We start from the raw sequence: 16,366 nt of genomic DNA, 5'->3' as shown, positions 1-16,366 counted from the left end.
GTAAATGGCGAAGAATGAAATTGTTGTGCGAGCACTCCACGCTACACAGGGGGAAGGTCAGGACTTGTATGCATTCTTCATCCGCGGCGAAGACATCATCAAGGTGGCGGACATTTCACGCATCTCACGTGACGACGATGACACCCTCAAAGGTTTTCAGCGCCCGGAAATTCAACACCATGTAAAGGGCATCATTGAATATCTAAATCAAGGTAACGTGCTTTTTCCAAATTCAATTATTTTAGCGATGTCACCAGATGTTCGATTTAGCGCGTCTCGCGGGACAAAACCAAGCGGCGACGAGGGACTCGGGCAGATAGGCACGCTAACGATCCCCATTTACGATGAAGGTGAACGCGTCGCTTGGATTGTGGATGGCCAGCAACGTTCCCTAGCACTTGCACAGTCAAACAATAAGAAATTGGCGGTGCCAGTGATCGCGTTCATTTCTGACAGTTTGGAGGTCCAGCGCGAGCAATTCATCATCGTTAACAAGGCGAAGCCTCTTCCTACAAGGCTAATTAACGAATTGCTTCCGGAAACCCGCAGCGTACTGCTACCGCGCGATCTTAATTTGCGCAAGGTCCCTTATGAGATCTGCAACCTGCTCAACCGCGACCTTAAATCACCGTTCTACAAGCTGATCAAACGTAGTTCGGACAGCAAGCAGTCGAATAAGGAATCCGTTGCAGTAATTATCGACTCGGCAGTGACAAAGATGATCCGCAACAGCATGAATAATCCTCTTGGAGCGCTGTACCCATATAAACCTAATGGAACAGACTCCGGGGATATCCAAACAATGTACAACATCGTAGTGGCATTCTGGTCTGCTGTGCGAGATGTCTTCCCTGATGCATGGGGCAAAGACCCACGCCACAGTCGCTTGATGCACTCTGCCGGCATCGAAGCAATGGGACTATTAATGGATCGCATCTATGCACGTATCTCCGGTTCGGGCGACGAATACAAGGCTGTGCGCAAGGAACTGGAGAAGATGGCCCCGTCCTGCCGTTGGACGGCCGGCACATGGGAAACAATTGGCGTCGCTTGGAATGAACTGCAGAACACCAACCGCGACATCAAAAAATTACAAGATGCACTAGTGCGCGCTTACACAACAGAAGTAAAGAAATGAAATTTTTATATTCGGACACACAGGATTACGTCGATCCTGACTATGACTTTGCAGCAGATCGAAACGCACCTAATCGTCGGCGTTACTGGGATGACGTGTACGCGCACGAACTCATGTCGCCTACCCCCTATGATGGATTATTAGTTGCAATGAGCGCCGTACGTTCTGCTCCAGGTGTCGCAACATCGAAAGTCCGATACTCAACGTCTGAAGAACAACGCCTGTTGCGCGACGGAGTACGCCGCTTTCTACGTTTTGACGGCCCCAAGTATAAGGACGCAATGATGATGGGCGATTGTGGCTCCTTTGCTTATGTTGACCAAGAAAAGCCTGCTTACAGTCCCGAGGAAGTATATGAATTCTATGCGGATGGCTGTTTTACGCATGGCGTTTCGCCCGATCACATCATCTTTGCATGCGATACGACGAACCCTCCGCGCGAGGCAATGGGCGAAGATATCCACTATCGATATGATCTGACGCTAGAGAACGCCCGAGAATTCATGCGCATTTGCGAATCCGAAGGTTTTCCTTTCGAACCTATGGGCGCCGTGCAAGGGTGGTCCCCCCTCAGCATTGCGCAAGCGGCGGTTGAGATGGAGAAGATGGGCTACCGCTACTTGGCCATTGGGGGGCTAGTTCCGCTGAAAGTCGACGTGATTCATCAGGTCCTTAAAACTTTACGTTTACATATTCGACCTGAAACAAAAATCCATCTTTTAGGATTTGCCAAAGCCGACTCCATTCAAGACTTCACAAATTACGGCATCACCAGCTTCGACTCGACGTCCCCCCTGATCCGTGCCTTCATGGACGAGAAGGCCAACTATTACATGCCGAATGGTCAAGCTGGGTTAGATTATTACGCCGCGATCAGGATTCCCCAGGCAACGGAAAATCCACGTCTGATGCAAGGCATCAAGCGCGGCATCTTTAACCCAGAAGATCTACAACGCCGGGAAGAACGCGCACTAACTGCACTGCGCCAATTCGACCAAGGAAAACAGTCGATGGACGCGGCCGTTGAAGCCATTATGGACTATCAACATTTTGCGACCATCAGTGGCGATCAGCAGAAGATAGCCAAGACATTGGCCAAAGTCCGGCAAAGGCTCGAACACACGCTGACCGACGCTCCCTGGAAGCGATGCAATTGCGATGTCTGTGCAAAAGTCGGCGTAGAAGTAATCATCTTCCGATCCGCAAATCGAAACCGCCGACGCGGCTTCCATAACCTCGGCATCTATCATCAACACGTACAAAGAATCTTGGAGAAGTCCCGTTGAAAACCTATCGATTTAAAGCGATACGCGCAAACCAGGCCGCAGGGCACGATGTATTTTGCTTTGCAGCTGCCCCAACTGACGTACTCGCGTTTTCCGAAATCGAACGCGTTGGACGCCAAGATAATGGGGAACTACGAGGCTTCCAGCGCCATCAGATTGCACCGCATATCAAAGAAATTCGCGACTACCTGAAGCGCGACGATGCTCTGCTGCCCAACGCGGTCATCGTCGCATTCCTTGGCAACGCAACAGTCCATGATCAAGGTGAAGGCATCGTCGAAGTCACCATTACCGTGCATGACGATCAGCCGCGGCCTGGCTTCGTTGTCGACGGCCAGCAGCGTCTAACAGCGTTGTCGGGCCTAAGCAAAGCCAATTTCCAAGTCTTTGTGTCAGCATTGATCTGCAAAGACTACAACGAACTTCGTCAGCAATTCGTCTTAATCAACAATACACGTCCACTTCCAAAGACGCTAATTTATGAATTGCTGCCAACTGTAGAAGGATTGCCTGAGCGCTTTACCTCACGCAAACTGGCAGCGCGGTTGGTTGATCGTCTTAATTTCCGACCCAACTCGGTTCTGCATGGGGAGATTCGCCAGCACACCAATCCACAGGGAATTTTGAGTGACACCGCCATGCAAAAGATTGTGATGAACTCCACATCGGATGGCGCGATACGCCACCTCATCAAAGAAGATAACTTTGAAGAGTTGGCATTCGAGTTACTGAACTCCTTCTTTAAGGCACTTATCGAAGTATTTGGTAACGAGTGGGTTGGAATGAGCCCGAAAACCTCCCGTCTTCGCCACGGGGCTGGCTTAGTCGCCATGGGATTTGTGATGGAACTGCTGTACTCAGCCGAAATTGAAAACTGCGACACCACTTATCAAAAATTTGTCATCGGCCTGACAGAGCTAAAGCCTTACACGGCTTGGACCAGCGGCACATGGCATCTTTCCGACGCCGATCAACGAGCATGGAACGGTATCCAAAATACACCTTCCGACATTGACATATTGTCGAATTTCTTAGTTCGCTCCTTAAAAAGAAGTCTGCGCCGACTCAACCGTAGCGCTGCCTAACCGGAGATTAAAAAATGAAAAAGACAGCATTGGTTCTGTTTTCTGGCGGCCAAGACTCGACCACTTGCCTTGCTTGGGCATTGGAACACTTCGATCACGTAGAAACCGTCGGTTTCGACTATGGCCAACGCCATATTGTAGAACTCGCGTGTAGGCAAGAAGTCCTCACCGCAATTCGCGAGCGCTTCCCTACTTGGGCATCCCGGCTTGGCGGCGATCACATGCTCGACATGGCGCTACTTTCGAAGATTAGTGATACCGCAATGACGTCCAATAAAGCGATCGAATTAGCCAATAATGGATTACCCAATACCTTTGTGCCTGGGCGCAATCTGTTGTTCTTTACCTTTGCCGCTGCTGTTGCTTATCGACGTGAACTAAAAACGCTAGTCGGTGGTATGTGTGAGACAGACTACTCTGGCTATCCTGACTGCCGCGATAACACTCTCAAGTCTTTACAAGTATCCCTGAGTCTGGGAATGGACATGCCACTGGTGATCGAGACGCCATTGATGTGGCTCGATAAACAGCAAACGTGGGAGCTCGCACGCAAATTGGGCGGCGATTCTTTGCTCGAGATTGTTCGCGAAAATTCGCACACCTGCTATCTCGGAAATCGACAAACCCGCAACATTTGGGGATACGGTTGCGGTAACTGCCCTGCGTGTGAGTTACGCAAGGTCGGCTACGAGAAGTTTTTGCAAGCAGAAGGCGCCTCGGCGTGAACCAAATTTCACAGCAATATAGATATAGACAACTACACTTACCGTTCTTAGGCATTCAATGAAATATGAACTTAGCCAAAAATTCTACTTTGAAGCGGCGCATACACTAGACCGTGCAGTTGACGCTGAGGGAAGCAGGAGAATTCATGGCCATACCTACCATTGCCAAATATCCTTGGTGGGAGATCCGTCCCCACAGACGGGCATGCTGACCGATCTTGGCTTTGTACGACGCGAAATTGAACGTGTCCGGGACAAACTCGATCATCGCTTTCTTGATGAAGTAGAGGGACTTGGCCCTGCAACAATTGAGAACTTATGCAAGTTTGTCTTTCACGAATTAATAGGGGTAATGCCAACATTGATAAGAGTTACAATCGAACGACAGGCCAGCGGCGACAGTTGTAGCCTTAGCATTTGAACTGCGCAAGCGCGAGAACAACTACTTGCAACGAATCGGAGAATACATGGCAAACGAGACCCTACCGAAAGCACTGGGATCTGAACAGGACGTGCGTGACATCGCATTAATGCTGGTTAGGTTATGTGGTGAAATTCATGAAGCCCTAAGGCGATCAACATGCGGCAAAGAGGAAAATACATCTACGCTACCGTATGCGCTCCTTACAGAGGAATACGCACTTCGTAGCCGAGCTAATACGCTCTTGATTGAAGCCAAGCGATTTGCACGACAAGATTTGTCCTGCCCTCAACAAAACATCTTGGATACACTGCAAGCAACGCATGCGCGTTTTGAAACTGTCACTTCGTTGCAGCAACTGGCCGATCTCATAAATTGTGTAATGCTGTTCGCCAACTCGCTAATGTCAAGGAATGGCAAAGTAACGATGTATCTCTTAGACGAATTGAATCAAACAGTCCACGCAAATAAGTTCGGCTAACATCTACAAGCCTGCGACAGCATGAATACGCGACCGCGCAAAAAACGCCGTTTAATCGCCACGAGCTTGCTAGAGGTCAGTCAGCCTCTGAAAGTATTGCGCAAAGATGTATTTGCCACTGAGATCATTCAAGGCAAAACCACGGCGGCAAAGGCCAGTCAAACATTCGATATGCCCCATCAGAGATAGATGAATGGAACGACGAGGCCAAGCCGCAGGAAGTTCGCGAGCAGAACGAGGGCTAGTTCAAGCAGTTTCAAGATGCGTATGGCGAAGCAATGCTAGAGTTGCGTGCCCGAAAAAAGCTGCCGTCGCCGCTAGGCGAGGAAGAAAAGTGATCGAAACGATCCACAAAAAAACCGGAAGAAATTGGATGAGCAATCCCAAGGAGGTCTTGATAATCTAACGCAATTTAAATGGATAAAAAATGCAAAAACCGGCCTAAGCCGGTTTCTCGTCATTCGGGGCAGCGCATTGCCCCAGATCTTGCAAAAACTGATCACTAAATCTCTAAGCTTTTGATTTAGGACGATATTCTTGGTGGGAAGTGCAAGTTTCGAACTTGCGACCCCTGCAGTGTGAATGCAGTGCTCTACCCCTGAGCTAACCTCCCGAAGCGGGGCGTATTATGCCACACATTCAACTGCTGTGGAAGAGAGTTTTCGCTAATCAAGCAACCGGTGCAGTTGGCGTCGTCAATGCTGTCCAGATGCATTGCCCTTTCACGGCCTTATCCAGTCCCGCCAAAGTCTCCTGATGGGCAGCCACTTCCTCTTCCGATGCGGGCTGGAGGATCACTTGCGCTAGTGGCACTACCGCCAGTTCCTCACCGGCCACGGCGACTTCTTCTTCCACATCCATACCCAGGCTGTTCTGACCACGCGTCATGGCCAGATATACGTCGGCCAGCAGTTCCGAGTCCAGCAGTGCGCCGTGCAGCTTGCGGTGGGCGTTCGAAATACCGTAACGATCGCACAGCGCATCTAGCGAATTACGCTTGCCCGGATGCAGTTCCTTGGCATGCACCAGCGTATCGATCACGCCGTGGATATGCGTGCTGAAATCAGGCAATCCCAGCAACTGGAACTCGTGATTCAGAAAGCCCAGATCGAACGGTGCATTATGAATAATGACTTCGGCGCCCTGTATGTATTCGCGCAGATCATCGACGATCTGGGCAAACTTCGGCTTATCACTAAGGAACTCGGTAGTCAGGCCGTGGACGTTCAATGCGCCCTCTTCCGAATCGCGTTCCGGATTGATATAGACGTGGAAGTTATTCCCCGTCAGCATACGGTTGACCAGTTCCACACAACCGATCTCGATGATGCGGTTGCCTAACTTGGGGTTGATACCGGTAGTTTCAGTATCGAGTACGATTTGACGCATAGTGTTCCGTGGTGACGACTGCTTGAACAGGAAGTATAACAGGCGGCCTAACGGGCACGCGCCAGTTCCACCCCGCGATTGGCCAGCATGTCGGCACGCTCGTTACCGGGATGACCGTTGTGGCCGCGCACCCAGCGCCACTCCACCGTATGCAGTGCCTGTGCTGCGTCGAGCGCCTTCCACAGATCGGCATTCTTGACCGGCTCCTTGGCGGCCGTCTTCCAGCCGCGCGCCTTCCAGCCGTGTATCCATTCGCTGATGCCTTTCTGCACATACTGGCTATCCGTGTGCAGCGTCACCAGACAGGGGCGCTTGAGCGCCTGCAGGGCTTCGATCACGGCCTGCAATTCCATCCGGTTGTTCGTGGTGTCATGCGCGCCGCCGCAGATCTCTTTTTCGGCATCGCCTGCCACCAGCAGCGCGCCCCAGCCGCCGAGACCGGGATTACCCTTGCAGGCACCGTCCGTGTAGATCTCGACCTTGTCCATATTTTCCATACTGCTTTACCGCCTTTTATTCGTCGCCGGCACCACCGATGGTGCTGCCGCTGTTTTTCTGCTCCATGCCGGACCGATCAGATGCATGCCTTTGACACGCTTGATCGCCTGCACAATATATACGCCACCCAGATAGGGCCACCAGCGCGGTCCCGCATTATCCATGAAGGTATAGCGTTCCAGCCACTTCTGCGTGCGACAGGCTGGTGCATAACAGCCAAAATGGCTGTGGCTGGCCGTCATATTCAGTAATTTTAACCAGTCCTTCAGGCGCGGCATAGAAATCAGCTCTTCCGTGCGGGGCAGAAAGCCCGTGCCGCCCACACGCCGCAGCACCTGCCGCGCGCCCCACAGGCTGGTCGGATTGAAACCACAGATGATCACCTGCCCTTCCGGTATCAGCACGCGCTCGACTTCACGCAGCACCTGATGGGGATCGGGCGAGAACTCCAGCACATGGGGCAGCACCACCAGATCCATCGACTGGCTAGCAAACGGCAGCTCGACCGGATCGCAGGTCAGCGCTACGGCGCGGCGAGGTGCCTCAGCCAGTGTGCGGATCTTGCGGTCGGCCAGATACTTGTAGGGCATGCGGTTGGCGGCCAACGTATCGAGCTGGGGCATGCCGATCTGCACAGCATTAAAACCGAAAATATCGGCTGTCAAGTGGTCAAGTGTCTGCTGTTCCCATGCGCGCAGGTAGACACCGGCGGGCGTCTGCAGCCAGCCTTCCAGCGCTATAATGGATTTCTCCGAACCTGCTTTATCCATGCCCTGCCTTTACGCTCCAATGACCCATTCTACCAAGCCCGCACTGGAAGTCTTGACGATCCCTGCCTTTCGCGACAACTACCTGTGGCTGATCCACGATGGTGCGCATGCTGTCGCTGTCGACCCCGGTGATGCCCAGCCCATACTGTCAGCTTTGCAGGCCCATGGCCTGAAACTGACCGCCATTCTACTCACCCATCATCATGCTGACCATATCGGTGGTGTGGGCGAATTATTACAGCATTATCCCGTGCCCGTGTACGGACCTACCAATGAAAGCATAGGCTGCGTCACCTTACCCGTCAGCGAAGGAAAATTGATCGAAGTGCCGGGGCTGGATTTGCGTCTAAGCGTACTGGACGTGCCGGGCCACACCATGGGCCACATAGCCTATGTGCGACAGGGCACGCCGGGCTGGCTATTCTGCGGCGACACCCTGTTTGCCGGCGGTTGCGGTCGTCTGTTCGAAGGCACGCCAGCGCAGATGATCAGCTCGCTGGGCAAACTGGCGGCATTACCGGACGATACGCTAGTCTATTGCGCGCACGAATACACGCTGTCCAATCTGCGCTTTGCACGAATGGTCGAACCGGACAATCTCACCTTACAGCAGCGCGTAAAAGACGAGACCGATAAACGCGAGCGTGATCAGCCCACAGTACCCAGCACGATAGCGTTAGAAAAAGCCACCAATCCCTTCCTGCGCTATCGGGAAAAGAGTATCGCCGAGCAATTACAACGCGCTGGCAAGCTTGAGGCTAATGAAACGCCGCTGGCCACATTCACCGCCTTGCGGCTATGGAAGAACGAATTCTAATTCGGTGCCAACGTTCGGGGTCAAAAGTTCGGGGTCAGATCTGTCATTCGGACATGCCGCCTGAAAGGCTGACGAATCTCAATATCAAAATAAATTTCGAATAGTCCGAGATGACTGTGCCAGCGCAAGGGTGAACGCTAAATCATCCACTACTGTGGGGACATGAGCCGACCGCTACGACTAGACCTCGAACGAGCGCTTTACCATATCACCGCGCGTGGCGACAGGCGCAGTGCCATCTATCATTCGGATACGGATCGACAAGTATGGCTGTCCATGCTGGGCAAAACGTGCAAGCGTTTTGAATTTCGCATCCACGCCTACTGCCAGATGGGCAACCATTACCACCTTTTGCTCGAGACACAACATGGCATGCTTGCGCGCGGCTTGCAACAGCTGAACAGCACCTACGCCGCCTACTACAACCGCCAATACAATCAGGTCGGACATCTATTTCAAGGTCGCTATAAAGCCATCCTATGTCAGAGCGACACTTACCTGTTGGAACTATCGCGCTATGTGGAACTCAACCCGGTACGAGCTCAACTAGTTACGCACCCAGCTGACTGGATTTGGAGCAGCTATCGAGCGAAAGTAGCGCAGACCAGCGCACCGAGCTGGCTGGACACGCAAATGGTACTTGGCCATTTCAACACCTCGAATACGATTGCCGCGTACGCAAGCTTTGTCGCTGATGGATTGCTTGGGCGTAGCCCCTGGGCCGATCTGGCTCATGGCGTGCTGCTGGGAGATGCTGAATTTCAAGCTGCCTACCAAGAACAACCACAATACGGCAATCAACTCGAAATCCAGCGCACCCAACGCAAATTCCTCACGCCAGGCTTAGACGACTTCTTCCAGCGCTATTCCGACCGGCGCGAAGCTATGGCGCGAGCCTATTTTTCGCACAGCTATACGATGGCGGAAATTGCCCGCCATGCACAGGTATGTGTAAAAACTGTCAGTCGCGCTATCGCCGCCTTCAGAGAACTAGAAGAGCACACAAAAAGAGATTGAGGCAGCTCAATAGTGCGGCAAGGATGTCCAAATGACAGATCTGACCCCGAAGTAAAAACGGCCCCGCAGGGCCGTTGGTTTTTGCGGCTTAGATTTCTTCGTACAGCGGCAGCGTCAGGAATTCGGCGAACTGGTCGGACGTCGACATTTCTTCGAAGATCTGGGCAGCGCGGACGTAGGTCGGACCTTCGCCGCCCGGTGCGTCGCGCTGCACTTTGGCCAGTTCTTCCGGGATCATGGCGCGCACCATCTCGGCCGTCACTTTGCGGCCGTCTTCCAGCGTGCCTTTGCTGGAGCGGATCCACTGCCATACTTGCGAACGGCTGATTTCGGCCGTGGCAGCATCTTCCATCAGGTTGTGGATAGGCACGCAACCGTTGCCGGCCAGCCAGCTACCGAGGTAGTGGATGCCCACGTTGATGTTGTAGCGCAGACCCGCTTCCGTGATCGGGGCTTCCGGTTTGAAGTCCAGCAGTTCGGCTGCCGTCACTTCCACGTCTGGACGCTGTTTGTCGATCTGGTTAGGCTTGTCGCCCAGTACTTTCTTGAACTCGGTCATGGCCAGTTCCACCAGACCAGGGTGTGCTACCCAGCCGCCATCGTAGCCGTCGGTGGCATCGCGGGCCTTGTCGTTGCGCACGCCACCCATGGCCACTTCGTTTTTCTCCGGATCGTTCTTGATCGGGATCAGTGCTGCCATGCCGCCGATGGCCGGTGCATTGCGCTTGTGGCAGGTCTTCAGCAGCAGCAGTGCGTAGGCCCGCATGAACAGTGCCGTCATGGTCACTTTGGCGCGATCGGCCAGGCAGAAGTCCTTGTCCAGCTTGAATTTCTTGATGCAGGAGAAGATGTAGTCCCAGCGGCCAGCATTCAGGCCGGAGCTGTGCTCGCGCAGTTCATACAGGATTTCGTCCATTTCGAACGCAGCCAGGATGGTTTCGATCAGCACGGTGGCTTTGACGGTGCCCTGTGGCAGACCCAGTTCGTTCTGGGTCATGACGAAAATGTCGTTCCACAGACGGGCTTCCAGATGCGATTCCATCTTAGGCAGGTAGAAATAAGGACCGGCGCCACGTGCCAGCTGTTCTTTTGCGTTGTGGAACATAAACAGGGCGAAGTCGAAGATGCCGCCCGAGATGCGCTTGCCGTCCACCAGCACGTGCTTCTCGTCCAGATGCCAGCCGCGCGGACGTACCACCAGCGTCGCTACTTTGTCGTTCAGTTTGTACGATTTGCCATTCTGTTCCATGGCAATGGTGCCGCGCACGGCATCGAACATATTGATCTGGCCGTCGAGCTGGTTTTCCCAGTTCGGCGTATTCGAATCTTCGAAGTCGGTCATGTAGCTATCGGCGCCCGAGTTCAGGGCGTTGATGACCATCTTGCGATCGACCGGGCCGGTGATTTCTACGCGGCGGCATTCCAGTGCTTTAGGGATAGGGGCAACTTTCCAGTCGCCAGCGCGGATGTGCGCGGTTTCTGGCAGGAAGTCAGGACGCTCGCCCGCATCCAGACGCTTGGCGCGCTCGACGCGAACCGCCAGCAACTGCTGGCGACGGGCTTCGAATTCGCGCGACAGCTTGGCCACCAGTGCCAGCGCTTCGCTGGTCAGGATGTTTTCGTAGCCCGGCTTGATGTTGCCGGTGATTTCCATGCCTGCTGGCAGAGTGAGGGTGGACTGCGTCATGAGCTTCTCTCCGAAAGAAAATATTAACAACCAGACTAATTATAAGCATGCGCCCCAGTGTTGCACGGCTATGTTTTTAGTGTGCAGACTCAGTTACGCCCCGATATGTTTTACAGTATATTCACTAATAAGTTATACAAACAAGACTAAAAATCACTTCATCTATGCGTTTTTCTCACAAATGACAGGTTGATGTATCTATGGGTCAATTCAGACAGATTTCCACCTTTGTCGAGGTGGTTTCCAAGGGCAGTCTCTCCGCTGCCGCCCGCGCCGAGGGCATCGCGCCCGCCATGATAGGCCGACGCCTCGATGCGCTGGAAAGCCGCCTCGGTGTGAAATTATTGCAACGCACCACCCGCAAACTGGCCCTCACCAACGAGGGCGCGGCGTTTCTGGAAGATTGCCAGCGCATCCTGACGGAACTGGAAGAAGCCGAGTCGGCCGTGGCAGAACGTAGCGCCCATGCCACAGGCCATTTGATGATCTCGGCACCGGCAGGCTTCGGTCGCCAGCACGTCGCCCCCTTGATCCCGTCGTTTCTGGCCGAACACCGTGATGTCAGCATCACCTTGAACATGAGCGACCGTGTGGTCGATATCGTCGGCGAAGGCATCGACGTAGCAATCCGGATCGCCAGCCTGTCCGATTCCAGTCTGGTCAGCGTGAAACTGGCCGACAACGAACGGGTGGTGGTGGGCGCCCCCGCCTATCTGAAGCGCCATGGCGTGCCGCAGACGCTGGCTGACCTTTCCAAACACAATTGTCTGGCCATCAGTAGCGAAGGCAGCCAGCGCGGCTGGACTTTCCGCGAGAATGGCAAGAATGTGGTGCTGAAAGTAGCAGGTAATATGGGCAGCAATGACGGGCAGGTGCTGCACGACTGGGCGCTGGCCGGCAAAGGACTGGCCTGGCGCTCGATGTGGGAAGTGGGCAATGAAATTGCCGAGGGCAAGTTGCAGACGGTGCTCGATCAGCATTCCGCGCCGGGCAACGATATCTATGCCGTGTTTGCCCAGCGCCGCCACCTGCCGCTGCGCATCCGGGCGTTTGTGGACTTCCTGCGCCACACTTACGCGCAGCCGGAATACTGGCGCAAGACAGGCAAATAATCCGCTCCGCGCCAAACGCATGGGCAAAAAAAATCCTCGGGAACCGAGGATTTCTTATTTCGTTAGATTCAGCGTATTACAGTGGCTGAATGTTCGAAGCTTGCTTGCCTTTAGGGCCGGCAGTTACTTCGAAAGAAACGCGTTGGTTCTCTTGCAGCGACTTGAAGCCTGCGGTCTGAATCGCCGAGAAGTGAGCGAACAGATCTTCGCCGCCTTCATCAGGGGTGATAAAGCCGAAGCCCTTCGAGTCATTGAACCATTTTACGATACCAGTTGCCATTACAATTCCTATTTCAGTTAAGTTGGGCTTGCGCCCGTGATATCGTTTGAGGCAAGAAGAAAAACAGCGAAACTGCACTACTCTTGAATCTAAACGATGCCGCATTATACCCATTTACTCGAGAAAAGCACGTTTTCGCCAAAATAAATGCAAACTCGCGTCTTTTTTGGTAGAAAACTCGCTTAACTCAGGGTCTGAGTACAACTATAGACAAGTATTTACTTTGCGATTTGAGCTAGATCAATCGCCACTATCAGTCGTAGCGGGTAGCTTGGGGGTCGCGCGCGGCCCAGCGCAGATACTGCTCGACTTGCGGCGCGATACCGTTCCAGCCGGAACCATCCTGCATGGCCGCCCGCAGTTGCTGCTCGATGCGACGGGCCTGCTGGCCCAGCATGGCGTAACCAAAGGTGGCGGCCGAACCGGCCACGCTGTGCAGGGATTCGTGCAGCGCTGCCAGCTGCGCGCTGGTGGGCGTTGCGCCACCGGCCACGCAGGCCGCTAGCGCCTGCGCAGTCTTCTCCAGCATTAGCGGCAACTGCGCGGCAAAGCGCGCATTCAGCGCTTCCAGCCGGGCGCGGAACTCTGCTTCCGCCGACACGGGATCGGCCATTACTTGGTGCCGAAGATACGGTCGCCCGCATCGCCCAGGCCCGGTACGATGTAAGCGTGGTCATTCAGGTGCGAATCGAGCGAAGCACAGTAGATCTTCACGCCCGGATGGGATTTCTGGAACACGGTAATGCCTTCCGGCGCCGCCACCAGTGCGAGGAAGATGATCTGGTCATCCGTCACGCCGCGCGATTTCAGCACATCCACCGCGTGCACGGCCGAATTACCAGTCGCCACCATCGGGTCGCACAGAATGAAAGTACGCTCGGCCAGATCGGGCAGGCGCACCAGATATTCCACCGGCTGGTGGGTTTCCGGATCACGGAACACGCCGATATGGCCGACCCGGGCCGATGGCACCAGATTCAGCAGACCGTCGCTCATGCCGATGCCGGCGCGCAGTATCGGTACGATGGCCAGCTTTTTACCGGCGATGACAGGTGCATCGATGGTCATCAGCGGAGTTTCGATGGTACGGGTGGTGAGCGGCAGATCGCGGGTGATCTCGTAGCCCATCAGCAAGGTGATTTCTTTCAGCAGTTCGCGGAAAGTGCGGGTCGAAGTATCTTTTTCCCGCATGTGGCTCAGCTTGTGCTGAATCAGCGGATGGTCGGTGATAAACAGATTGGGGAAGCGCGGATCTTGTTTCATTGTGGATTCTTTCTTGAAGTACCGATCATTATACTAGGGCTGAGGACCTAAAAACATGGCCACGGCTTCCTCGGCAATCTGGTCGAGATTCAGGCCCTGCCCCGGTTTGTACCACAGCACACTGTAGTTGATAGCGCCCATGAGCAATAAGCGCGCCACCGCACTATCACTTTGCAGCAGGCCTGCCGCCAGCAGCTCGCTCACCACATCCTGCCACAACTGGTCGTAGCGGTCGCGCAGCACCTGCACCCGCTCGCGCAACTCCGGCGTCAGGCGGCGCCAGTCATACAGCAGCACGGGAATAAAGTCATGGCCCTCGCCCAGCACGATCTCCAGATGGGCCCGCACCAGGGCATGAAACTTCTGGCGTGGCGATAGCGCGCTGTCGACGATGCTCTCGGCCGCTGGCAGCCCCGCTACCAGCCCCTCCTCCATCACGGCCGCCAGTATCTCCTGCTTGCTTTTGAAGTGGTAGAACGGACTGCCCGAACGCATGCCGACCGCTTCGGCAATATCGCGCGTGGTGGTGCCGTCAAAGCCCCGTTCGCGAAACAGCCGCGCTGCAACTCGCACCAGCTCGGCACGCCGATTGTCTACTACTACCGTTTGAGTCATCACTACTTTCCGTTATTCGAGCAAGGCACGCGCCAGTATCTGGCCGTATGCCAGGTTTTCCGGCAGGCGGCCATAAGCGCCACCGGGTGCGCATCTGATGCGTGAGGCAATAAATGCCGATGATACATAAGCTGGCGCGTGGCGCAACAGCAATCCTGCCTGCACTGCCAGTACGATACGTTCGGCCAGCAGGCGGGCACCAGCCTCGCTACACTGCAGATCGGCCAGCAAAGCCTGACGATAGGCGCTGAAATCCGCATCGGCATCACCCGCCAGCGCCAGTTCGGCCGCCAGCGCATCGCGCGCGGCAGGAGTCTTACCCAGCGCGCGCAGCAAGTCAAGGCACATCACATTGCCCGAGCCTTCCCAGATGGAATTGACGGGCAGTTCACGGTATAGCCTTGCCAGCGGGCTATCTTCCACATAGCCGCTGCCACCAATCACTTCCATGGCCTCGGCACCGAAGGCTGGGCCGCGCTTGCAGATCCAGTATTTACCCGCTGGTGTCAGCAGCCGCGCCAGCATAGCCTGTGCCGGATCGGCGACTTCGTCAAAACAGCGCGCCAGCCGCAGCGCAAACACCGTCGCCGCTTCCGATTCCAGCGCCAGATCGGCCAGCACATTCTGCATCAGCGGCTGCTCGCATAAATATTTACCGAAGGCTTTGCGCTGGCGTGCATGGTGCAGCGCATGCACCAGTGCCGCGCGCATTGCACCAGCGCTGCCCAGTATGCAATCGAGCCGCGTGTGGCTACCCATTTCCAGTATGGTGGGCACACCCCGCCCCTCCTTGCCGATCAGCCAGCCATAGGCGCCGGTGAATTCCACTTCGGAGGATGCATTCGAGCGGTTGCCCACCTTGCTCTTGAGGCGTTGTACACGAATGCGATTACGCTCGCCATTCGGCAGGAAACGGGGCAGCAGCAAGCAAGACAGGCCATTGCCGTCCGCCGTGGCGGTTTGCGCCAGTATCAGGTGGGCATCGCTCTGGGGTGCGGAAAAGAACCATTTGTGGCCAATCACACGGTAGACGCCCGCCCCCTCGCTACCGAACAGCGCCTGCGCCTCGGCGGCATCGAGCGCTACCGCCTGCGTGGTATTGCTGCGCACATCGCTACCGCCCTGCTTTTCCGTCATGCCCATGCCGATCAGGGCGCCATGTTTCTGTTCGATGGGGAGCGAGCGCGGGTCATAGCTACGCGACAAAATCTTCGGTAGCCATTTCGCCGCCAGCTGCGGCGCCTGCCGCAAAGCGGGAACGCTGGCGTAGGTCATGGTCACCGGACACTGGGAACCATTTTCCACCTGCCCGAACATCAGGTAGCGCGCTGCGCGGGCAACCTGTGCTCCATTGCCGTCCAGCCAGGGGGACGCGTGGGTGCCGTTTTCGATCAGCAGACGCATCAGGCTATGCCAGGCCGGATGGAACTCCACCTCGTCGATGCGCTGCCCGCCACCATCATATTGCTGCAGCCGGGGCGGGTATTCATTGGCCAGCCGCCCCAGTTCCAGTATCTCGGCCCGCCCCAGCTGGGCACCCAGCGCCTGAAGTGCTGCATCGTCCTGCGCCGCGCCTTCGCGCAGAACGCCTTCGCGCAAAGCGGCATCGATCTGATACAGGTTGACGTTGGCCAGCGGGGCCGTTGTGTTGTGCACCTGATGTGTTTCAAACGGTTGCATGGTGTCTCCGGCTTAGTATGGGTTTTAACGCTTAGACTAGCCTAGGGCGGATTGCTAAGCAAGCGCTTGCTTTGCGGAATATCCAGCCCTATGATGGCTATC

Annotated in this window: 18 protein-coding genes, 1 tRNA gene and 1 pseudogene; 10 read left to right on the top strand and 10 right to left on the bottom strand. The window is 55.0% G+C overall.

What is annotated here, in order from left to right:
- Positions 1–4: 4 nt before the first annotated feature.
- The 7 genes and pseudogenes from dbpB (ABNT42_RS13980) (at position 5) to ABNT42_RS13950 (ending at position 5,474) form a co-directional block, all read left to right on the top strand.
- Positions 5–1,138: a DGQHR domain-containing protein DpdB gene (dbpB, locus tag ABNT42_RS13980; RefSeq protein ID WP_348697891.1), complete on the top strand. Its 1,134-nt coding sequence runs from the start codon at positions 5–7 to the stop codon at positions 1,136–1,138.
- Positions 1,135–2,424, top strand: a complete 1,290-nt coding sequence (gene dpdA, locus ABNT42_RS13975; RefSeq protein WP_348697889.1) for a tRNA-guanine transglycosylase DpdA — start codon at positions 1,135–1,137, stop codon at positions 2,422–2,424. Before dbpB (ABNT42_RS13980) ends, dpdA begins: the two co-directional genes overlap by 4 nt.
- Positions 2,421–3,509: a DGQHR domain-containing protein DpdB gene (gene dbpB / locus ABNT42_RS13970; RefSeq protein ID WP_348697887.1), complete on the top strand. Its 1,089-nt coding sequence runs from the start codon at positions 2,421–2,423 to the stop codon at positions 3,507–3,509. The genes dpdA and dbpB (ABNT42_RS13970) overlap by 4 nt, the downstream gene beginning before the upstream one ends.
- Before the next feature lie 14 nt (positions 3,510–3,523).
- Positions 3,524–4,234 (top strand): 7-cyano-7-deazaguanine synthase QueC, encoded by a 711-nt coding sequence (queC, locus tag ABNT42_RS13965; RefSeq protein WP_348697885.1) that lies wholly within the window; start codon positions 3,524–3,526, stop codon positions 4,232–4,234.
- Positions 4,235–4,292: 58 nt separating this feature from the next.
- Complete coding sequence (locus tag ABNT42_RS13960; RefSeq protein WP_348697883.1) at positions 4,293–4,655, top strand: 6-carboxytetrahydropterin synthase; 363 nt, start codon at positions 4,293–4,295, stop codon at positions 4,653–4,655.
- A gap of 46 nt (positions 4,656–4,701) precedes the next feature.
- Positions 4,702–5,136: a hypothetical protein gene (locus ABNT42_RS13955; RefSeq protein WP_348697881.1), complete on the top strand. Its 435-nt coding sequence runs from the start codon at positions 4,702–4,704 to the stop codon at positions 5,134–5,136.
- Positions 5,137–5,202: 66 nt separating this feature from the next.
- Positions 5,203–5,474 (top strand): annotated as a pseudogene (locus ABNT42_RS13950) (DUF1153 domain-containing protein).
- A 200-nt stretch (positions 5,475–5,674) separates the two neighbouring features.
- Here the strand turns inward: ABNT42_RS13950 and ABNT42_RS13945 are convergent.
- The 4 genes from ABNT42_RS13945 to ABNT42_RS13930 form a co-directional block, all read right to left on the bottom strand.
- Positions 5,675–5,749, bottom strand: a tRNA-Val gene (locus tag ABNT42_RS13945).
- A 56-nt stretch (positions 5,750–5,805) separates the two neighbouring features.
- Positions 5,806–6,525, bottom strand: coding sequence for a DNA polymerase III subunit epsilon (gene dnaQ / locus ABNT42_RS13940; protein ID WP_348697879.1), 720 nt, complete (start codon positions 6,523–6,525; stop codon positions 5,806–5,808).
- 47 nt (positions 6,526–6,572) lie between these two features.
- On the bottom strand, positions 6,573–7,013 hold the full coding sequence (gene rnhA, locus ABNT42_RS13935) for a ribonuclease HI (protein WP_348698115.1): 441 nt from the start codon (positions 7,011–7,013) through the stop codon (positions 6,573–6,575).
- Positions 7,014–7,028: 15 nt separating this feature from the next.
- Positions 7,029–7,793, bottom strand: a complete 765-nt coding sequence (locus tag ABNT42_RS13930; protein WP_348697877.1) for a class I SAM-dependent methyltransferase — start codon at positions 7,791–7,793, stop codon at positions 7,029–7,031.
- Between the two features lie 19 nt (positions 7,794–7,812).
- On the opposite strand from ABNT42_RS13930, the gene gloB reads away from it, so the two are divergent.
- Both gloB and ABNT42_RS13920 read left to right on the top strand, forming a co-directional pair.
- Entirely contained in the window at positions 7,813–8,610 is a 798-nt protein-coding gene (gene gloB, locus ABNT42_RS13925; RefSeq protein ID WP_348697875.1) for a hydroxyacylglutathione hydrolase, read from the top strand.
- Between the two features lie 162 nt (positions 8,611–8,772).
- The gene (locus ABNT42_RS13920) at positions 8,773–9,627 is read left to right on the top strand and encodes a transposase (RefSeq protein WP_348697874.1); all 855 of its coding nucleotides are present in this window, start codon (positions 8,773–8,775) and stop codon (positions 9,625–9,627) included.
- 88 nt (positions 9,628–9,715) lie between these two features.
- Here the strand turns inward: ABNT42_RS13920 and aceB are convergent, their stop codons facing one another.
- The gene (gene aceB / locus ABNT42_RS13915; RefSeq protein WP_348697872.1) at positions 9,716–11,314 is read right to left on the bottom strand and encodes a malate synthase A; all 1,599 of its coding nucleotides are present in this window, start codon (positions 11,312–11,314) and stop codon (positions 9,716–9,718) included.
- Positions 11,315–11,514: 200 nt separating this feature from the next.
- On the opposite strand from aceB, the gene ABNT42_RS13910 reads away from it, so the two are divergent.
- The gene (locus ABNT42_RS13910; protein ID WP_348697870.1) at positions 11,515–12,426 is read left to right on the top strand and encodes a LysR family transcriptional regulator; all 912 of its coding nucleotides are present in this window, start codon (positions 11,515–11,517) and stop codon (positions 12,424–12,426) included.
- A gap of 76 nt (positions 12,427–12,502) precedes the next feature.
- Here the strand turns inward: ABNT42_RS13910 and ABNT42_RS13905 are convergent, their stop codons facing one another.
- From ABNT42_RS13905 to ABNT42_RS13885, 5 genes are all read right to left on the bottom strand, one after another.
- Complete coding sequence (locus ABNT42_RS13905) at positions 12,503–12,706, bottom strand: cold-shock protein (protein ID WP_093555047.1); 204 nt, start codon at positions 12,704–12,706, stop codon at positions 12,503–12,505.
- 253 nt (positions 12,707–12,959) lie between these two features.
- Complete coding sequence (locus tag ABNT42_RS13900; protein WP_348697868.1) at positions 12,960–13,319, bottom strand: Hpt domain-containing protein; 360 nt, start codon at positions 13,317–13,319, stop codon at positions 12,960–12,962.
- Positions 13,319–13,969, bottom strand: a complete 651-nt coding sequence (gene upp, locus ABNT42_RS13895) for a uracil phosphoribosyltransferase (RefSeq protein WP_155436100.1) — start codon at positions 13,967–13,969, stop codon at positions 13,319–13,321. Before upp ends, ABNT42_RS13900 begins: the two co-directional genes overlap by 1 nt.
- A 33-nt stretch (positions 13,970–14,002) precedes the next feature.
- Positions 14,003–14,584 (bottom strand): TetR/AcrR family transcriptional regulator, encoded by a 582-nt coding sequence (locus tag ABNT42_RS13890; RefSeq protein WP_348697866.1) that lies wholly within the window; start codon positions 14,582–14,584, stop codon positions 14,003–14,005.
- 12 nt (positions 14,585–14,596) lie between these two features.
- Positions 14,597–16,264, bottom strand: coding sequence for an isovaleryl-CoA dehydrogenase (locus ABNT42_RS13885; RefSeq protein WP_348697864.1), 1,668 nt, complete (start codon positions 16,262–16,264; stop codon positions 14,597–14,599).
- Between the last annotated feature and the right edge of the window lie 102 nt (positions 16,265–16,366).

Source organism: Duganella fentianensis, assembly GCF_964031615.1.
In the GTDB taxonomy this organism is placed as follows: Bacteria; Pseudomonadota; Gammaproteobacteria; order Burkholderiales; family Burkholderiaceae_D; genus Rugamonas; species Rugamonas fentianensis_A.
The sequence above is the reverse complement of the archived record's forward strand: the minus strand, read 5'-3'. Positions and strand labels throughout refer to the sequence as shown.